The following is a 15,454-nucleotide window of genomic DNA, read 5'->3' on the forward strand; positions in this document are numbered from 1 at the left end:
GGCCTCGACTTCAACGCCCAGCGCCGCGCGGTGCTGGACAACCACGCACGGCGTACGGAAGAGCTCGCCGAGGACGTCGAGGCCCCCGGGCGGGCCGCTCCACGGTGACTTCGACGCGTCAGGCGAATACGGCGAGGCTCTTCGCCTTGCCCCGGCTCTCCTCGACGAGCGCGAGGAAACGCCCCTCGGGCCCGAAGACAGCGACCGGGCTGGTGTCGTACGCCGGCATGTCGAGCCGTACGCCGTTGGTCACCAGGCCCGCGCGCCTCTGGTCCACGTCCCAGCGCGCGAACGCGGCGGCCGCCGCGTCGGCGATCGGCATGACCGTGAGCTCCTCCTGGAGCTGCTCCAGCGTCTTCGCCGCGTCGAGCCCGTACGGGCCGACCCGGGTCCGGCGCAGCGCGGTCAGGTGCCCGCCCACGCCGAGCCCCGCGCCGAGGTCACGGGCGAGGGCGCGGATGTACGTACCGGAGGAGCAGACCACGGAGACGACGAGGTCGACGACGGGCGTCCCGTCCTCGGCCACCGCCTCGCGCACGTCGTACACCTGGAAGGACGAGACGGTCACCGGCCGGGCCGGGATCTCGAACTCCTCGCCCTCGCGCACCCGCGAGTACGACCGCTTGCCGTTGATCTTGATGGCGCTGACCTTGGACGGCACCTGCATGATGGCGCCGGTCAGCCCGGCGACGCCCGCGTCGATGCCTTCCCTGGTCACGCCGGACGCGTCGGTGGACGTGGTGATGTCGCCCTCCGCGTCGTCGGTGACCGTGGTCTGGCCGAGCCGGATCGTGCCCAGGTACTCCTTCTCGGTCAGTGCGAGGTGACCGAGGAGTTTCGTGGCCTTCTCGACGCCGAGGACGAGGACGCCCGTCGCCATGGGGTCGAGCGTGCCCGCGTGGCCGACGCGGCGGGTCTTGGCGATCCCGCGCATCTTGGCGACGACGTCGTGCGAAGTGAAGCCGGACGGCTTGTCGACGATGACAAGGCCGTCCGGCGTCGTGGTGGTGCGCTTCATCCCGCGGTTTCGCCCTCGTCCTCGTCGTCGGCGCCTTCGTCGGCGTCGTCCTCGGGCTTGCGGTACGGGTCGGCGTCGCCGGCGTACGTCTTGCCCGTCGAGACCTGGCGCACCTCGGCGTCCTTGGCACGCGCCTTGTCGAGGAGGTCCTCGATCGTGCGCGCGGTGTCCGGCAGTGCGTCCGCGACGAACGTCAGCGACGGCGTGTGACGCACCCCGGTCTGCCGGCCGACCTCGGAACGCAGGACGCCCTTGGCGCTCTCCAGCGCGGCGGCCGAAGCGGCGCGCGCTTCGTCGTCGCCGTAGACCGTGTAGAAGACCGTGGCCTCCCGCAGGTCACCGGTGACCCGGGCGTCCGTGATGGTCACGAACCCCAGTCGCGGATCCTTGATTCGCCGGTCCAGGGTCTCCGCGACCACGACCTGGATGCGATCGGCCAGCTTGCGGGCCCGCGCTTTGTCGGTCACCGGTCCGTCTCCTCTTTCTGCTGAACGTCAGTCTTCGTCACTGTGCAGCCGCCGTCTCACCGACAGCAGCTCCACCTCGGGCCGGGCGGCGACCATGCGCTCGCACCGGTCCAGTATGTCTGTGAGATGCCCCGTATCCCCTGAGACCACCGCCACGCCGATCTCGGCTCTGCGATAGACATCCTGGTCGCCGACTTCCGCCACGCTCACTGCGAATTTGCGGTGCAGCTCGGCGACGATCGGGCGTACTACGGAGCGCTTCTCCTTCAGCGACCGTACGTCGCCGAGGAGCAGGTCGAAGGACAGTGTCCCCACGTACATGTGTGTCCGGATGTCCCGCCGGTACGGGTTCGGGGGCCCGGGGGTCGTCCCCCGGACTGGCACGGCCGTGTCCCGCCGACCACTCGGCAGGGACACAAGAACCGTACACGCAACGGCCGGGGCCGCTCGACGGAAATAATCTCCGCCGAGCGGCCCCGACTGTACTGCGCAGCTACACGGCTCAGCCGCGCGGCTTCTCGCGCATCTCGTACGTCGCGATGACGTCGTCGATCTTGATGTCGTTGAAGTTTCCGAGGTTGATACCGCCCTCGAAGCCTTCGCGGATCTCGGTGACGTCGTCCTTGAAGCGGCGCAGACCCTGGATGTTGAGGTCCTCGGCGATGACCTTGCCGTCGCGGATGAGGCGCGCCTTGGTGTTGCGCTTGACCTCGCCCGAGCGGACCAGGACACCGGCGATGTTGCCCAGCTTGGACGAGCGGAAGATCTCGCGGATCTCCGCCGTGCCGAGCTCGACCTCTTCGTACTCCGGCTTGAGCATGCCCTTGAGGGCCGCTTCGATCTCTTCGATCGCCTGGTAGATGACCGAGTAGTACCGGACGTCGACGCCCTCGCGGTCCGCCATCTGCGCGGCGCGGCCGGCAGCTCGGACGTTGAAGCCGATGACGATGGCGTCGGAGCCCATCGCCAGGTCGATGTCGGACTCGGTGACCGCACCCACACCGCGGTGCAGGACCCGGATCTCAACCTCTTCACCGACGTCGAGCTGGAGCAGCGAGGACTCGAGAGCCTCCACCGAACCGGACGCGTCGCCCTTGATGATGATGTTGAGGTCCTGGACCAGACCGGCCTTGAGCACCTTGTCGAGGTCCTCGAGGGACACCCGGCGGGTGCGCTTGGCGAAGGCCGCGTTGCGCTCGCGCGCCGCACGCTTCTCGGCGATCTGGCGGGCCGTACGGTCCTCGTCGACGACCAGGAAGTTGTCGCCGGCGCCGGGGACGTTGGTGAGACCCAGGACCAGGACGGGGGTCGACGGACCCGCTTCCTCGACGTTGTTGCCGTGGTCGTCGAGCATCGCCCGGACTCGGCCGTACGCGTCACCGGCGACCATCGTGTCACCGACGCGGAGCGTTCCGCGCTGGACGAGCACGGTGGCGACGGCGCCGCGACCGCGGTCGAGGTGGGCCTCGATCGCAATACCCTGCGCGTCCATCTCCGCGTTCGCCCGGAGGTCGAGCGAAGCGTCCGCGGTCAGGACCACGGCCTCCAGCAGCTGATCGATGTTCAGCTCCTGCTTGGCGGAGATGTCGACGAACATCGTGTCGCCGCCGTACTCCTCGGCCACCAGACCGAACTCGGTGAGCTGACCGCGCACCTTGGTCGGGTCGGCACCCTCGACGTCGATCTTGTTGACCGCGACCACGATCGGCACGTCGGCCGCCTTGGCGTGGTTCAGCGCCTCGATCGTCTGCGGCATCACACCGTCGTTCGCCGCGACCACGAGGATCGCGATGTCGGTGGACTTCGCACCACGGGCACGCATGGCGGTGAACGCCTCGTGACCGGGGGTGTCGATGAAGGTGATGGCGCGCTCTTCACCGTTGACCTCGGTGGCGACCTGGTACGCACCGATGTGCTGCGTAATACCGCCGGCCTCGCCCGCGACGACGTTCGTCTTGCGGATCGCGTCCAGCAGTCGGGTCTTACCGTGGTCGACGTGACCCATGACGGTCACGACCGGCGGACGGGAGACGAGCATTTCCTCGCCGCCCTCGTCCTCGCCGAACTCGATGGAGAAGGACTCGAGGAGCTCGCGGTCCTCCTCCTCCGGGCTGACGATCTCGAGGACGAAGTTCATCTCTTCCGCGAGGAGCTTCAGCGTCTCGTCGGAGACGGACTGCGTGGCAGTGACCATCTCGCCGAGGTTCATCATCACGCCGACGAGCGACGCCGGGTTGGCGTTGATCTTCTCGGCGAAGTCGGTGAGCGAGGCACCGCGCGACAGGCGGACGGTCTGTCCGTTGCCGCGAGGCAGCATGACGCCGCCCACGGACGGGGCCTGCATGGCCTCGTACTCCTGGCGCCTCTGCCTCTTCGACTTGCGACCGCGACGAGCGGGCCCGCCGGGACGGCCGAACGCACCCTGCGTGCCACCACGGGCACCGGGACCGCCGGGACGGCCACCGAAGCCGGGACGACCGCCGAAGCCGCCGCCGCCACCGGGACGGCCCGCGCCGCCACCGCCGCCGGGACCACCGGGACGGCCGGCGAAGCCGCCGCCACCGCCACCGGGACCGGCCGGACGGCCGGCGAAGCCGCCGCCGGGACGACCGCCGCCGCCACCCGGACGGCCACCGGGGCCGCCGGGACCGCGGCCACCGCCGCCGGGACCGCCACCAGGACGGGGACCGGCAGCCGGACGCTGCGGCATCATGCCGGGGTTCGGACGGTTACCGCCGGGAGCACCGCCCGGACGCGGGGCGCCGCCCTGCGGACGGGGCATGCCACCGGGGGTCGGACGTGCGCCGCCCTGGCCCTGCGGACGCGGAGCGCCGCCGGGACCGCCCTGCGGGCGCGGGGCGCCACCGGGTGCCGGAGCACCGGCGCCGCCGCCCGGACGGGGCGCGCCGCCGGGACGGGGCGCCTGGGGGCGCGCCATGCCGGTGGAGCCGCCGGAGGTGAACGGGTTGTTGCCCGGACGCGGACCCGCGGGACGGGCACCGCCCGGACGCGGGGCCTGCTGGCCGCCGGGACGGGCGGGACGCTCGCCACCACGGCGGTCGTCGCGCTGGCCGCCGTCACGCTGACCACCGTCACGCTGACCGGCCGGAGCCGGACGGGCGGGACGCGGGCCGGGCGTGGCGCCCGTGGGGCGCGGGGCCTGCTGCGGCTGCGCGGGGGCAGCCTGCTGGGCCGGCTCGGGCGCGGAGAACTCCGCCGCGGGCACCGGTGCCGCCGGAGCGGGCTTGGCCGGTGCGGGCTTGGGGCCCGGACGCGGGGCGCCGGACGGCGCGGACGCCGCCGGGGCGCTCTTCGGAGCCTCGGCCGCGGCCGGCCTGGGGGCCGGGGCACCGGGCTTCGGGGCGCCGGGACGTGCTGCCTGCGCCGGGGAGGGCGCGGACGAGGGGGCCGTCGGGGACGGCTTTGCGGGCGTCGCCTTACGCGGCGCGCCCGGCTTGGCTGCGGACTTGCCGGCGTTGCCGCCGGGACCCTGCAGTGCGTCAGTCAGTTTGCGTACAACCGGCGCCTCGATCGTCGAGGACGCCGAGCGGACGAATTCACCAAGTTCTTGGAGCTTGGCCATGACGACCTTGCTCTCCACACCGAACTCCTTGGCGAGTTCGTATACCCGGACCTTTGCCACTTCGCTCCTTTGAGGTCCGGGTTACCGCCGGACCGTCGCTACTTCATGGGCGTACTCATCGCGTACTCATCGAGTGCTCATCGCAATCTCGACCTACTTCCAACTCGCGAGGTACCTGACCGCACGGTTATCCGTGCCGTTCTCTTCTTACGGTGTTGCCTGCTCGACAAACTGGCTCAGTGCCGTTGTGTCGAGCGGTGCCCGGCCCCGAAAGGCCCGGGGAAACGCCCGGCGGCGGACCGCCAGAGCGAGACAGGCAGGGGCGGGGTGAACGTACGCACCCCGGCCGGGCAGCGTACCGCGAGGATCGGGGACACACTCGCCCTCGACCACCACGATCCGCAGCAGTCCGCTCTTGGCCGCTCGCTCCCGGCATCCCACACAGGTTCGCTCAGGGCATACGCGGGCATGCGTCCGGCCAGACACTATTAAGTCTACCTCCCCGCAGCGACCTCACCCCATCGGGGCAAAAATCGAACGGTTGTTGTCGTGAAACCTGCCTCAGTCCCGGTCGTCCGAGGGCTGCTCGGTGTCGGGACGGATGTCGATGCGCCAGCCGGTCAGCCGGGCGGCGAGGCGGGCGTTCTGGCCCTCCTTGCCGATGGCCAGCGAGAGCTGGTAGTCGGGCACGGTGACCCGGGCGGAGCGGGTCGCCATGTCCACGATCTCGACCTTGCTGACGCGTGCGGGCGACAGCGCGTTGGCCACCATCTCGGCCGGGTCGTCCGACCAGTCCACGATGTCGATCTTCTCGCCGTGCAGCTCGGCCATGACGTTGCGCACACGCCCGCCCATCGGGCCGATGCAGGCGCCCTTGGGGTTCAGACCCGACCGCGTCGACCGTACGGCGATCTTGGAGCGGTGGCCGGCCTCGCGGGCGATGGCCTCGATGACGACCGAGCCGTCCGCGATCTCCGGCACCTCCAGGGCGAAGAGCTGCTTCACCAGGTTGGGGTGCGTACGTGACAACGTCACGGACGGGCCGCGCATTCCCTTGGCCACCCGTACGACGTACGACCGCAGTCGCAGGCCGTGCGTGTACTCCTCGCCGGGCACCTGCTCCTGCACGGGCAGGATGGCTTCCAGCTTGCCGAGGTCGACCAGGACGTTCTTGGGGTCCCTGCCCTGCTGCACGACGCCCGTGACGACGTCGCCCTCGTGGCCCGCGTACTCGCCGAAGGTCCGGTCGTCCTCGGCGTCGCGCAGACGCTGGAGGATGACCTGCTTGGCGGTGCTCGCCGCGATCCGTCCGAAGTCGGACGGGGTGTCGTCGAATTCCTTGGGCTCCTGGCCCTCTTCGAGATCCGCCGGGTCCTCCTTCGCCCAGACCGTCACGTGCCCGGTCTCGCGGTTGAGTTCCACGCGCGCGCGGCGGTGGCTTCCCTCGGTGCGGTGGTACGCGATGAGGAGGGCCGATTCGATCGCCTCGACCAAAAGGTCGAAGGAGATCTCCTTTTCTTTCGCCAAGCCCTTCAGGAGCTTTACGTCGATGTCCATGGCTACGCCTCCTCTTCCTTCTTGTCCTTGCGGTTGAACTCGATCTCCACCCGCGCCTTGGCGATGTCCGCGAAGGCGACCCGGCGGGCGGTGGGCTTGCGGCCCTTCACGCCCGGCACTTCGAGGTCGAGCCCTTCCTCGTCCACGGCCAGAATGCGCGCGACCAGCTCGGTGGCGTCGTTCAGCGTGAGCTTGGCGAGGCGTCCGGTGGCCCGTACGTAGTGGCGGCGCTCCGACAGCGGGCGGTCGGCGCCCGGCGAACTGACTTCGAGGACGTACTCGCCCTCGCCCATCGCGTCCGTCTCGTCGAGCTTCTCGGAGACGGCGCGGCTCAGCTCGGCGCAGGCGTCGAGTTCCACGCCCTCGTCGGAGTCGACGACGATCCTCAGCTGGCGGCGGCGGCCCGCCCGGGACACCTCGATGTCTTCCAGATCGAGGCCTTCTGCGCTGACCAGTGGTTCCAGGAGTGCGCGCAGCCTGTCGCTCTGGGTGGTGCTCATCCGGGTGACTCCTCGGCCGCGTGTGCTGTTGTGTGGATCGTCGCGTGTCAGATCAAAGGGTATCCGGTCCCGAGGGGTGTTGCCGTCCGCCCACCGCGCGGCCGCAGGTACGCTCGCCTGCGGTGATCACCGCAGAGGCCCGAGGGAGACACACGTGCGGCGCACGGAAACCACACGCAGGGGTGCGCTCGCGGCGACCGGGGCCGCGGCCGTCGCGCTGCTGGCCGGCGGGTGTACGGAGGGTTCGGCTCCGCGGGGCACGGAAGGCTCCGCCGCCGGGGCCGGGGCCGCGTCCGCGCGGACCGAGGCGAGGCTGCGGAAGCGTTCCGCGCGGGTGCGGCAGACGCTCCTGGCGCACTACGACGCCGTCATCGCCGCCCACCCCTCCACCGCCGGCCGGCTGGAACCGCTGCGCGAAGCGGTGGCCCGGCAGACGGACGCGCTGCGGGCCGGGGGCCCGGCGGGCCGCGCCTCCGCGCCGCCGGCCGTCGCCACCGAGCCGAAGGCCGCGCTGAAGGAGCTCGCCGCCGAGGAACGGCGCGGCGCCGACGCGCACACCGCGGCCCTCCTCGACGCGCCGGCGGAGCTGGCACGGCTGCTGGCGTCCGTCGCCGCGGCCGGCGCCGCGCACGTGTATCTGCTGACGACCGAGGGGAGCGACGGGTGAGCGGGACGCCGACCGGCATGCAGGCGGTGGAGGCCGTGCAGGCCGCCCTGGCCGCCGAACACGCCGCCGTGTACGGGTACGGGGTCGTCGGCGGCCGGATCGCCGACGAGCGCAGGGACGAGGCGCGGGAGGCATACGACGCCCACCGTGCGCGGCGCGACGCGCTGGAGCGGACCGTGCGCGACCTGGGCGCCACCCCGGTGGCCGCGGCCGCCGCGTACACCCTGCCGTTCCCGGTGCCCGACGCGGCCGCGGCGCTGCGGCTCGCCGCCGAGCTGGAGAACCGGGTGGCCGGCGTCTACTCCGATCTCGTACGCGCCGCCACCGGGCCGCTCCGGCGCGAGGCGGCGGGGGCGCTGCGGGAGGCAGCGGTGCGGGCGGTGCGCTGGCGGGGACGCGGCGTAGCCTTTCCTGGGCTCGCCGAGCTGACCACCCCGGCCACGAGCCGCAAGCAGTGAGCTTTGAGCCGGCCTTTGAAGGGGACCCACACGCATGCTTTTTGAAGCGCCGCCGCGTCTCGTACGAGCGCTGGGCGAGGCGTACGGAGACGCGGCGGCCGCCGACTGGCTCGGGAAGCTGCCCGAGCTCGCCGAGGAGGCCGTGTCCCGGCGGGGGCTGACCGTCGAGCGGGTGCAGAACCCCGGCGGCAGGAGCAGCCTGGTCGTTCTCGTACGGCAGCAGGACGGCACTCCGGCCGCGCTCAAGATCGCGCCCGAGGAGGCCGGCCCCGGCCCGGAGCGGGCGGCGCTGGCGCACTGGAACGGCTGGGGGGCGGTCCAGCTGCTCGACCGGGAGGAAGCGGGTGGCGGCGAGCTCCTCCTGGAGCGGCTGCACAGCGAGGTCTCACTGCGTTCCCTGCCGGAGGCCAAGGCGCTGCTCGAAGCGGCCGGGACCGTACGGCGGCTGTGGGTCGAGCCGCCCGCGGACCACCCCTTCGAGACCGTCGCCCAGCGCACGGCCCGCCAGGCGGCGGCGATGCGCTCCGCAGGCCCCTCGCTCGCCCCACTGGTCGAGGCGGCCCTCGCGGCGCGTGACGAGCTGACGGCGTCCGCCGGTGAACTCCTGCTGCTGCACGGCAACTTCCGGCAGGGCAAGGTGCTCGCCGGCGACCGGGCCCCGTGGCTGGCCGTCGGGCCCGACCCGCTGGTCGGGGAGCGGGCGTACGACCTGGCCCGGCTGGTCCGCGACCGGGTCGAGGACCTCGTCGCGACGGCGGCGGGCGCGTCCGTCACCCGCCGCCGGGTGAACAAGCTCGCCGACTCCCTGGACGTGGACCGGGCCAGGCTGCACGGCTGGACGCTGTTCCGTGCGGTGGAGTCGGGGGTACGGGCGACCGCGGCCGGCCGCCACCAGGACGCCGAACTGCTGCTGGAGTTCGCCGGCTGGCTGTAGCGTCCGTTATCGCGCCCCCGCCTTCCTGAAGACCTCGACCAGGCTGGTGACGCTGTCACCGGCGTGGCCGTCCGCCATGCCCCGCTCGAAGATGCCGAGCATCGCGGCGGGCAGCGCCGGGTCGACACCCGCGTCGCGCGTGGTGTGCAGGACGTGCGCGACGCTGGCCACCCCCATGGCGAGCCTGTCGACGTCGCCGGGGTGCTCCCTCGCGTCGATCCGCGGGGTGTAGAACCGGAGGAAGTCCGGCATCGAGGCGAACGTCTCCGAGGCGTGCGGCAGGAGCTCCTCGGCGCTGATGCCGTTCGCACCGGCCACCGCGAGGGCGTGCAGCCAACTGACCAGGCCGGTCCAGAACATGTCCATCTGGAGCTGGTAGTAGAGCGCGGCCAGGCCGGGGTCCTCGCCCTTGTAGTCCGTGCCGGTGAGCACCTTCAGGGTGTCCTGGTGGGCCTCGAAGACGTCCTTCGGGCCGCTGTAGTACGTCGACACGTCCGGCCCGCCGATGGTCGAGGGCGAGGACTGCACCCCGCCGGTGAGGTGGCGCGCGCCGTGCCCGGCGGCCCACTCGGCGGCCGCGCGGGCCTTGTCGGGGGTGTCGGAGCTGAGATTGACGAGGACCCGTCCGTTCAGCGACGCGGTGGCCGGCTCCAGGATGGCGTACATCGCGTCGTAGTCGGTGAGGCTGAGGACGACCAGTTCGTTGGCGGCGAGTGCCTCCTCGACCGTGGCCGCCCGGCGCGCCCCCCTCGCCACCAGTTCGTCGGCCCGGCTCGCCGTCCGGTTCCACACGGTCACCTCGTGGCCGGCGTCCAGGAACGCGCCCACCATCGCCTGCCCCATCGGGCCGAGGCCGATCACGGTCACGGACTGCTGCTGCTCACGCATGCGAAATCTCCCTCTAGAACGAACGCTCTATCCAGGAAGGAATCTAGCACAGACTCTGGAACGAACGCTCTATTTGGTAAGCTCGACGCGTGAAGACCAAGGCGGAGCAGAACACGGGAACGGGACCGGGGCCGGGTACGCGCGAGCGGATCGTCCGGACGACCTCACGGCTGATGCAGCGGCAGGGGTACGAAGGGACCGGGATCAAGCAGATCTCGCGGGAGGCCGAGGCCACGCTGGGATCCGTCTACCACTTCTTCCCCGGCGGCAAGCAGGAGCTGGCCGTGGCCGCCGTACACCACGGCGACCAGGAGTTCACCGACATCCTGCGCGAGACGTTCGAGGACCGGCAGGACCCGGCGAAGGCCGTCCTCGCCCTGACCGGGGCCCTCGCCGAGGGCCTGCGCGCCTCCGACTGGGCCGAGGGCTGCCCGGTGACCTCGACGGTCGTGGGTACGGCGGGGAGCGCCCCGGACATCCAGCGGGCCGCCGCCGAGGCGTTCGCACGCTGGCGGGCGGTGGTGTCGGACAGGCTGCGCGAGGCGGGCGTGGCCGAGGACGAGGCCCCCGCGCTCGCGTACACCGTGATCAACACGCTGGAGGGCGCCGAGCTGGCCGCCCAGGTCTCCCGGAGCGAGGAGCCGCTGGAGATCGCGGGCCGTCATCTGGCGAGGCTCATCGACTCGTACCGCTGACGCGAAAACGCGGCGAGGGCCCCGCGCGATCGCGCGGGGCCCTCGTGTGTCTGCTCTGCGTCAGGCGGTCAGGCGGGCAATCGCCTCGTCCACCGTCAGCTCCTCGCGCTCGCCCGTGCGGCGGTCCTTGAGCTCCACGACGCCCTCGGCGCTGCGGCGGCCCGCCACCAGGATCTTCGGTACGCCGATGAGCTCGGCGTCCGTGAACTTCACGCCCGGCGAGACGCCCGGACGCTCGTCGACCAGCACCCGCAGGCCGGCCGCGCCCAGCTTGTCGGCGACCTCGACGGCCAGCTCCGTCTGGAGCGCCTTGCCGGCGGCGACGACGTGCACGTCGGCCGGGGCGATCTCGGCCGGCCAGCACAGGCCCTTGTCGTCGGCGGACTGCTCGGCGAGGGCGGCGACGGCGCGGGAGACGCCGATGCCGTACGAGCCCATGGTCACGCGGACCGGCTTGCCCTGCTGGCCGAGCACGTCGAGCTGGAAGGTGTCGGCGTACTTGCGGCCGAGCTGGAAGATGTGGCCGATCTCGATCGCGCGGTCCAGCTTGAGGCCGGCGCCGCACTTCGGGCACGGGTCGCCCTCTTCGACGACGACGACGTCGAGGTAGTCGTCGACCTGGAAGTCGCGGCCCGCGACGACGTTCTTCGCGTGCTTGTCCTGCTTGTTGGCGCCGGTGATCCAGGCGGTGCCGGCGGCGACGCGCGGGTCCGCGATGTAGCGGACCTTCTCCAGGCCCTGCGGGCCGACGTAGCCGCGTACCAGGTCGGGGCGGCCCACGAAGTCCTCGGCCGTGACGAGCTCGACCACGGCGGGCGCCAGGTGCTCGCCGAGCTTGCCCAGGTCGACCTCGCGGTCGCCGGGGACGCCGACGGCGACGATCTCGCCGTCGACCTTCACGAGCAGGTTCTTCAGGGTCGCCGAGGCCGGTACGCCCAGGTGCTGGGCGAGGGTCTCGATCGTCGGGGTGTCGGGGGTGTCCAGCTCGACGACCGGGCCGTGCTCCGAGCCGTCGTACGCGGCGGCGACGGCCTCGGCGCTGAAGGTCACGGCCTCCGTGTTGGCCGCGTAGTCGCAGGACGGGCAGTCCACGAAGGTGTCCTCGCCGGCCGCGGCCGGGGCCAGGAACTCCTCGGACGCCGAACCGCCCATCGCGCCGGACACGGCGGAGACGATGCGGAAGTCGAGGCCGAGGCGCGCGAAGATCTTCTGGTACGCGGCGCGGTGCAGCGCGTACGACTCGGCGAGGCCCTCGTCCGTCGTGTCGAAGGAGTACGAGTCCTTCATCTGGAACTCGCGGCCGCGCAGCACGCCGGAGCGCGGACGCGCCTCGTCGCGGTACTTCGTCTGGATCTGGTAGAGCATCACCGGCAGGTCCTTGTAGGACGTGCACTGGTCCTTGACGGTCTGCGTGAAGATCTCTTCGTGCGTCGGACCGAGCAGGTAGTCGGCGCCCTTGCGGTCCTTGAGGCGGAACAGCAGGTCGCCGTACTCCTCCCAGCGGCCGCTCGCCTCGTACGCCTCCTTGGGCAGGAGCGCCGGCAGCAGCACCTCCTGGGCGCCGATCTCGTCCATCTCCTCGCGCACGACGCGCGAGATGTTCTCGAGGACCTTCTTGCCCAGCGGGAGCCAGGTCCAGATCCCCGCCGCGTTCCGGCGGACGTACCCGGCGCGCACCAGCAGCTTGTGGCTGAGCGTCTCGGCGTCCGCCGGGTCGTCACGCAGTGTCTTGACCATCAGACGGGACATGCGCTGGACCTGGGCCATGGTGAACTCCTGCGAAGAAAAGTGTGATGGCTAGGAGGTTAGCCGGGCAGTACAGGCACCGGGAAATCCGTTACGCGCCGTGACGGCGCAGCGGGAGCGGGGCGCCCATCACGGCGTACGGCCTGGGGGCGCTCGGGAAGTGCACCTGGCGGGCCAGGTCGGCGTAGCCCAGCGCGCGGTAGAGGCGGCGTGCCGGGCTCTCGATGTCGATCGCGGAGAGGATCGAACGCGACTGCGACGCGGTGTCGGTGATGGTGGTGATCAGCTCACGGCCGATGCCGCGTGCCTGGTGGGCGGGGTCGACGTGCAGTTCGGTGATGACGAAGGAGTCGTCGAGCCAGTCGTCGTTCCCGGCGCGGCGCAGGTACGGCTCGACGACCGTGGACCACCAGTGCGTACGGTCGTTGGGCATCCCGTAGACGAAGCCGACGAGCCGTCCGTCGGGCGTCGTCGCGCCGAGCGCCCGCGCACCGGGGTTCAGCAGGTGCCGCAGCACGATGTGACGGCGTACACCGATCTCCTCGTCGGTGAGCCCGAAGGCGAGGGCCTGGACGGCGAGCGCCTCGTCCACGCGCGCGGCGAGATCGACCGGCGCGACCACTACGGCGGGGCTGTGGGGTTCGCCCCCGGAAAGAGGTGCCATGGAGCGACCCTACTGGGCGGCAAGGTCAGAACAACACGCTCATGAACGCACCGACCTCGCGGAAGCCGACCCGGCGGTAGGAGGCGCGGGCCGCCGTGTTGAAGTCGTTGACGTACAGGCTGACGACGGGGGCGACATCGGCCAGCGCGTAGCGCAGTACGGCCGCCATGCCGGTCTCGGACAGGCCGCGGCCGCGGAACTCGGGGGCCACCCAGACGCCCTGGATCTGGCAGGCCCGGGGGGTCGCCGCGCCGATCTCGGCCTTGAAGACGACCTTGCCGTCCTCGATACGGGCGAACGACCGCCCGGCGGCGACCAGTTCGGCGACGCGCGCCTGGTAGAGCAGCCCGCCGTCACCGGCGAGCGGCGAGACGCCGACCTCCTCGGTGAACATCGCCACGCACGCGGGCATGATCACATCGATCTCGGTCTTGCGGATGCGCCGGACGCGCGGGTCCGGCCGGACCTCGGGCGAGGGCTCCTCGGTGACCATGAGCGGCTGGCGCGCGCGCACCTCGCGGGCCGGGCCCCAGCTGGGTTCGAGCAGCCGCCACAGCTGCCCGGTGGCCTCGGCGGGGCCGACGATCGACGAGCAGCGGCGGCCGGCCCTGCGGGCGCGGTCGGCGAAGGCGCGTACCGCTTCGGGGGGCGCGCAGATCGGGACGAGGTTGGCGCCGGAGTAGCAGAGCGAGCGGAGCCGGCCGTCCGCGTACCAGCCCCACATCTCGCCGCCGAGGCGCCAGGGGTCGAGTCCGGCGGCCTGGACGCGCGAGGTCACGAAGGCGTTGGCGACGGGCTCGCTCTCGAGGATGGCGAGTGCGGCGCCGAGATCGCCTGGGCCGAGGACCCGGGTAGTGGTCTGAGTCAACACGTGAGGGGCCTCACCGTACGGTCTTCTGATCTCCGCACTGTACCTGGCGTGTCCACGGGGTGTCGCAGAACGGCAGCGGAGCCCGGCCGGGGGCGGGGCTCCACTGCTGTCGGTCCGCGGGGCGTCAGCCGACGGAGACCTCGGGCTCACCCACCGCGTCGACGACCGGCGGGCCGGAGGGGACGCCGTCCTTCTCCATCTGCTCGGCGATCTTCAGCGCCTCTTCGATGAGGGTCTCGACGATCTTCGACTCCGGGACGGTCTTGATGACCTCGCCCTTGACGAAGATCTGCCCCTTGCCGTTGCCGGAGGCGACTCCGAGGTCCGCCTCGCGCGCCTCGCCGGGACCGTTGACGACACAGCCCATGACGGCGACGCGCAGCGGCACCTCCATGCCGTCGAGACCGGCGGCCACCTGGTCGGCGAGCTTGTACACATCGACCTGGGCGCGCCCGCAGGACGGGCAGGACACGATCTCCAGACGGCGCTGCTTGAGGTTGAGCGCCTCCAGGATCTGCAGGCCGACCTTGACCTCCTCGGCCGGCGGGGCCGACAGCGAGACCCGGATGGTGTCACCGATGCCCTCGCTCAGCAGCGCGCCGAAGGCGACCGCGGACTTGATGGTGCCCTGGAAGGCCGGTCCGGCCTCCGTCACACCGAGGTGCAGCGGGTAGTCGGACTGCGCGGCGAGCTGACGGTAGGCGTTGACCATCACGACCGGGTCGTTGTGCTTGACCGAGATCTTGATGTCGCCGAAGCCGTGCTCCTCGAAGAGGGAGGCCTCCCACAGGGCGGACTCGACCAGTGCCTCCGGGGTGGCCTTGCCGTACTTCTGCAGCAGGCGGGCGTCCAGCGATCCGGCGTTGACGCCGATGCGGATCGGGGTGCCGGCGGCGGAGGCCGCCTTGGCGATCTCCTTCACCTTGTCGTCGAACTGCTTGATGTTGCCCGGGTTCACCCGGACCGCCGCGCACCCGGCGTCGATCGCGGCGAACACGTACTTCGGCTGGAAGTGGATGTCCGCGATCACCGGGATCTGCGACTTGCGGGCGATGGTGGCCAGCGCGTCCGCGTCGTCCTGGGTGGGGCAGGCCACCCGTACGATCTGGCAGCCCGAAGCGGTCAGCTCCGCGATCTGCTGAAGCGTCGCGCCGATGTCGGACGTCCTGGTCGTCGTCATCGACTGCACCGAGATGGGTGCGTCCCCGCCGACCGCCACCGACCCGACCTGGATCTTGCGGCTGACCCTACGGTCGGCGAGCTTCGTCGGAACGGACGGCATTCCGAGAGAAATTGCAGTCATCTGCTGTGCAACCCCAAGGTGTGGATCAAGGTCCCGAGATCGGCGGGCTCCGGGGATCGAGGTTACGTCACCTCGAAACCCCGGGGCACACCACGTCGACAAA

The 15,454-nt window shown here is 71.4% G+C and carries 16 protein-coding genes; 4 read left to right on the plus strand and 12 right to left on the minus strand.

The annotated features are described in order from the left end of the window. Nucleotides 1-118 precede the first annotated feature (118 nt). From truB to rimP, 7 genes are all read right to left on the minus strand, one after another. Entirely contained in the window at nt 119-1,018 is a 900-nt protein-coding gene (gene truB, locus ACWD0Y_RS00005; RefSeq protein WP_450258205.1) for a tRNA pseudouridine(55) synthase TruB, read from the minus strand. Then, entirely contained in the window at nt 1,015-1,485 is a 471-nt protein-coding gene (gene rbfA / locus ACWD0Y_RS00010) for a 30S ribosome-binding factor RbfA (RefSeq protein WP_450258206.1), read from the minus strand. Before rbfA ends, truB begins: the two co-directional genes overlap by 4 nt. Before the next feature lie 27 nt (nt 1,486-1,512). Next, nucleotides 1,513-1,806 carry a DUF503 domain-containing protein gene (locus ACWD0Y_RS00015; RefSeq protein WP_450258207.1) on the minus strand — a complete coding sequence of 98 codons (294 nt, stop codon included), beginning with the start codon at nt 1,804-1,806 and terminating at the stop codon, nt 1,513-1,515. A gap of 181 nt (nt 1,807-1,987) precedes the next feature. Beyond that, nucleotides 1,988-5,128 carry a translation initiation factor IF-2 gene (infB, locus tag ACWD0Y_RS00020; RefSeq protein ID WP_450258208.1) on the minus strand — a complete coding sequence of 1,047 codons (3,141 nt, stop codon included), beginning with the start codon at nt 5,126-5,128 and terminating at the stop codon, nt 1,988-1,990. A 147-nt stretch (nt 5,129-5,275) separates the two neighbouring features. Then, a complete protein-coding gene (locus ACWD0Y_RS00025; protein WP_450258209.1) occupies nt 5,276-5,554 on the minus strand; it encodes a YlxR family protein in 279 nt (92 codons plus the stop codon). Nucleotides 5,555-5,629: 75 nt separating this feature from the next. Then, nucleotides 5,630-6,625, minus strand: coding sequence for a transcription termination factor NusA (gene nusA, locus ACWD0Y_RS00030; protein ID WP_093798755.1), 996 nt, complete (start codon nt 6,623-6,625; stop codon nt 5,630-5,632). 2 nt (nt 6,626-6,627) lie between these two features. Next, entirely contained in the window at nt 6,628-7,125 is a 498-nt protein-coding gene (gene rimP, locus ACWD0Y_RS00035; protein WP_450258210.1) for a ribosome maturation factor RimP, read from the minus strand. Nucleotides 7,126-7,279: 154 nt separating this feature from the next. Between rimP and ACWD0Y_RS00040 the strand changes: the two genes are divergently transcribed. Genes ACWD0Y_RS00040 through ACWD0Y_RS00050 form a run of 3 tightly spaced genes read left to right on the plus strand, consistent with a single transcriptional unit; the run spans nt 7,280 to nt 9,184 of the window. Beyond that, on the plus strand, nt 7,280-7,792 hold the full coding sequence (locus ACWD0Y_RS00040; protein WP_450258211.1) for a hypothetical protein: 513 nt from the start codon (nt 7,280-7,282) through the stop codon (nt 7,790-7,792). A 17-nt stretch (nt 7,793-7,809) separates the two neighbouring features. Continuing rightward, nucleotides 7,810-8,250, plus strand: coding sequence for a ferritin-like domain-containing protein (locus ACWD0Y_RS00045; RefSeq protein WP_450258333.1), 441 nt, complete (start codon nt 7,810-7,812; stop codon nt 8,248-8,250). Nucleotides 8,251-8,284: 34 nt separating this feature from the next. Then, entirely contained in the window at nt 8,285-9,184 is a 900-nt protein-coding gene (locus tag ACWD0Y_RS00050; RefSeq protein WP_450258212.1) for an aminoglycoside phosphotransferase family protein, read from the plus strand. Between the two features lie 6 nt (nt 9,185-9,190). Here ACWD0Y_RS00050 and ACWD0Y_RS00055 read toward each other — a convergent pair whose 3' ends face one another. Further along, nucleotides 9,191-10,072, minus strand: a complete 882-nt coding sequence (locus tag ACWD0Y_RS00055) for an NAD(P)-dependent oxidoreductase (protein WP_450258213.1) — start codon at nt 10,070-10,072, stop codon at nt 9,191-9,193. Between the two features lie 89 nt (nt 10,073-10,161). Here ACWD0Y_RS00055 and ACWD0Y_RS00060 point away from each other — a divergent pair, with 89 nt between their 5' ends. Beyond that, nucleotides 10,162-10,767: a TetR/AcrR family transcriptional regulator gene (locus tag ACWD0Y_RS00060; RefSeq protein ID WP_450258214.1), complete on the plus strand. Its 606-nt coding sequence runs from the start codon at nt 10,162-10,164 to the stop codon at nt 10,765-10,767. A gap of 60 nt (nt 10,768-10,827) precedes the next feature. Here the strand turns inward: ACWD0Y_RS00060 and ACWD0Y_RS00065 are convergent, their stop codons facing one another. The 4 genes from ACWD0Y_RS00065 to ispG all read right to left on the minus strand — a co-directional run bounded on the left by ACWD0Y_RS00065 (nt 10,828) and on the right by ispG (nt 15,351). Further along, nucleotides 10,828-12,534, minus strand: coding sequence for a proline--tRNA ligase (locus ACWD0Y_RS00065; protein WP_450258215.1), 1,707 nt, complete (start codon nt 12,532-12,534; stop codon nt 10,828-10,830). A 70-nt stretch (nt 12,535-12,604) separates the two neighbouring features. Further along, a complete protein-coding gene (locus tag ACWD0Y_RS00070) occupies nt 12,605-13,177 on the minus strand; it encodes a GNAT family N-acetyltransferase (RefSeq protein ID WP_450258216.1) in 573 nt (190 codons plus the stop codon). 25 nt (nt 13,178-13,202) lie between these two features. Next, nucleotides 13,203-14,048: a GNAT family N-acetyltransferase gene (locus ACWD0Y_RS00075; RefSeq protein ID WP_450258217.1), complete on the minus strand. Its 846-nt coding sequence runs from the start codon at nt 14,046-14,048 to the stop codon at nt 13,203-13,205. Nucleotides 14,049-14,172: 124 nt separating this feature from the next. Further along, nucleotides 14,173-15,351: a flavodoxin-dependent (E)-4-hydroxy-3-methylbut-2-enyl-diphosphate synthase gene (ispG, locus tag ACWD0Y_RS00080; RefSeq protein WP_093798762.1), complete on the minus strand. Its 1,179-nt coding sequence runs from the start codon at nt 15,349-15,351 to the stop codon at nt 14,173-14,175. Nucleotides 15,352-15,454 lie beyond the last annotated feature (103 nt).

The sequence above is a fragment of the Streptomyces altiplanensis genome, from assembly GCF_053591575.1.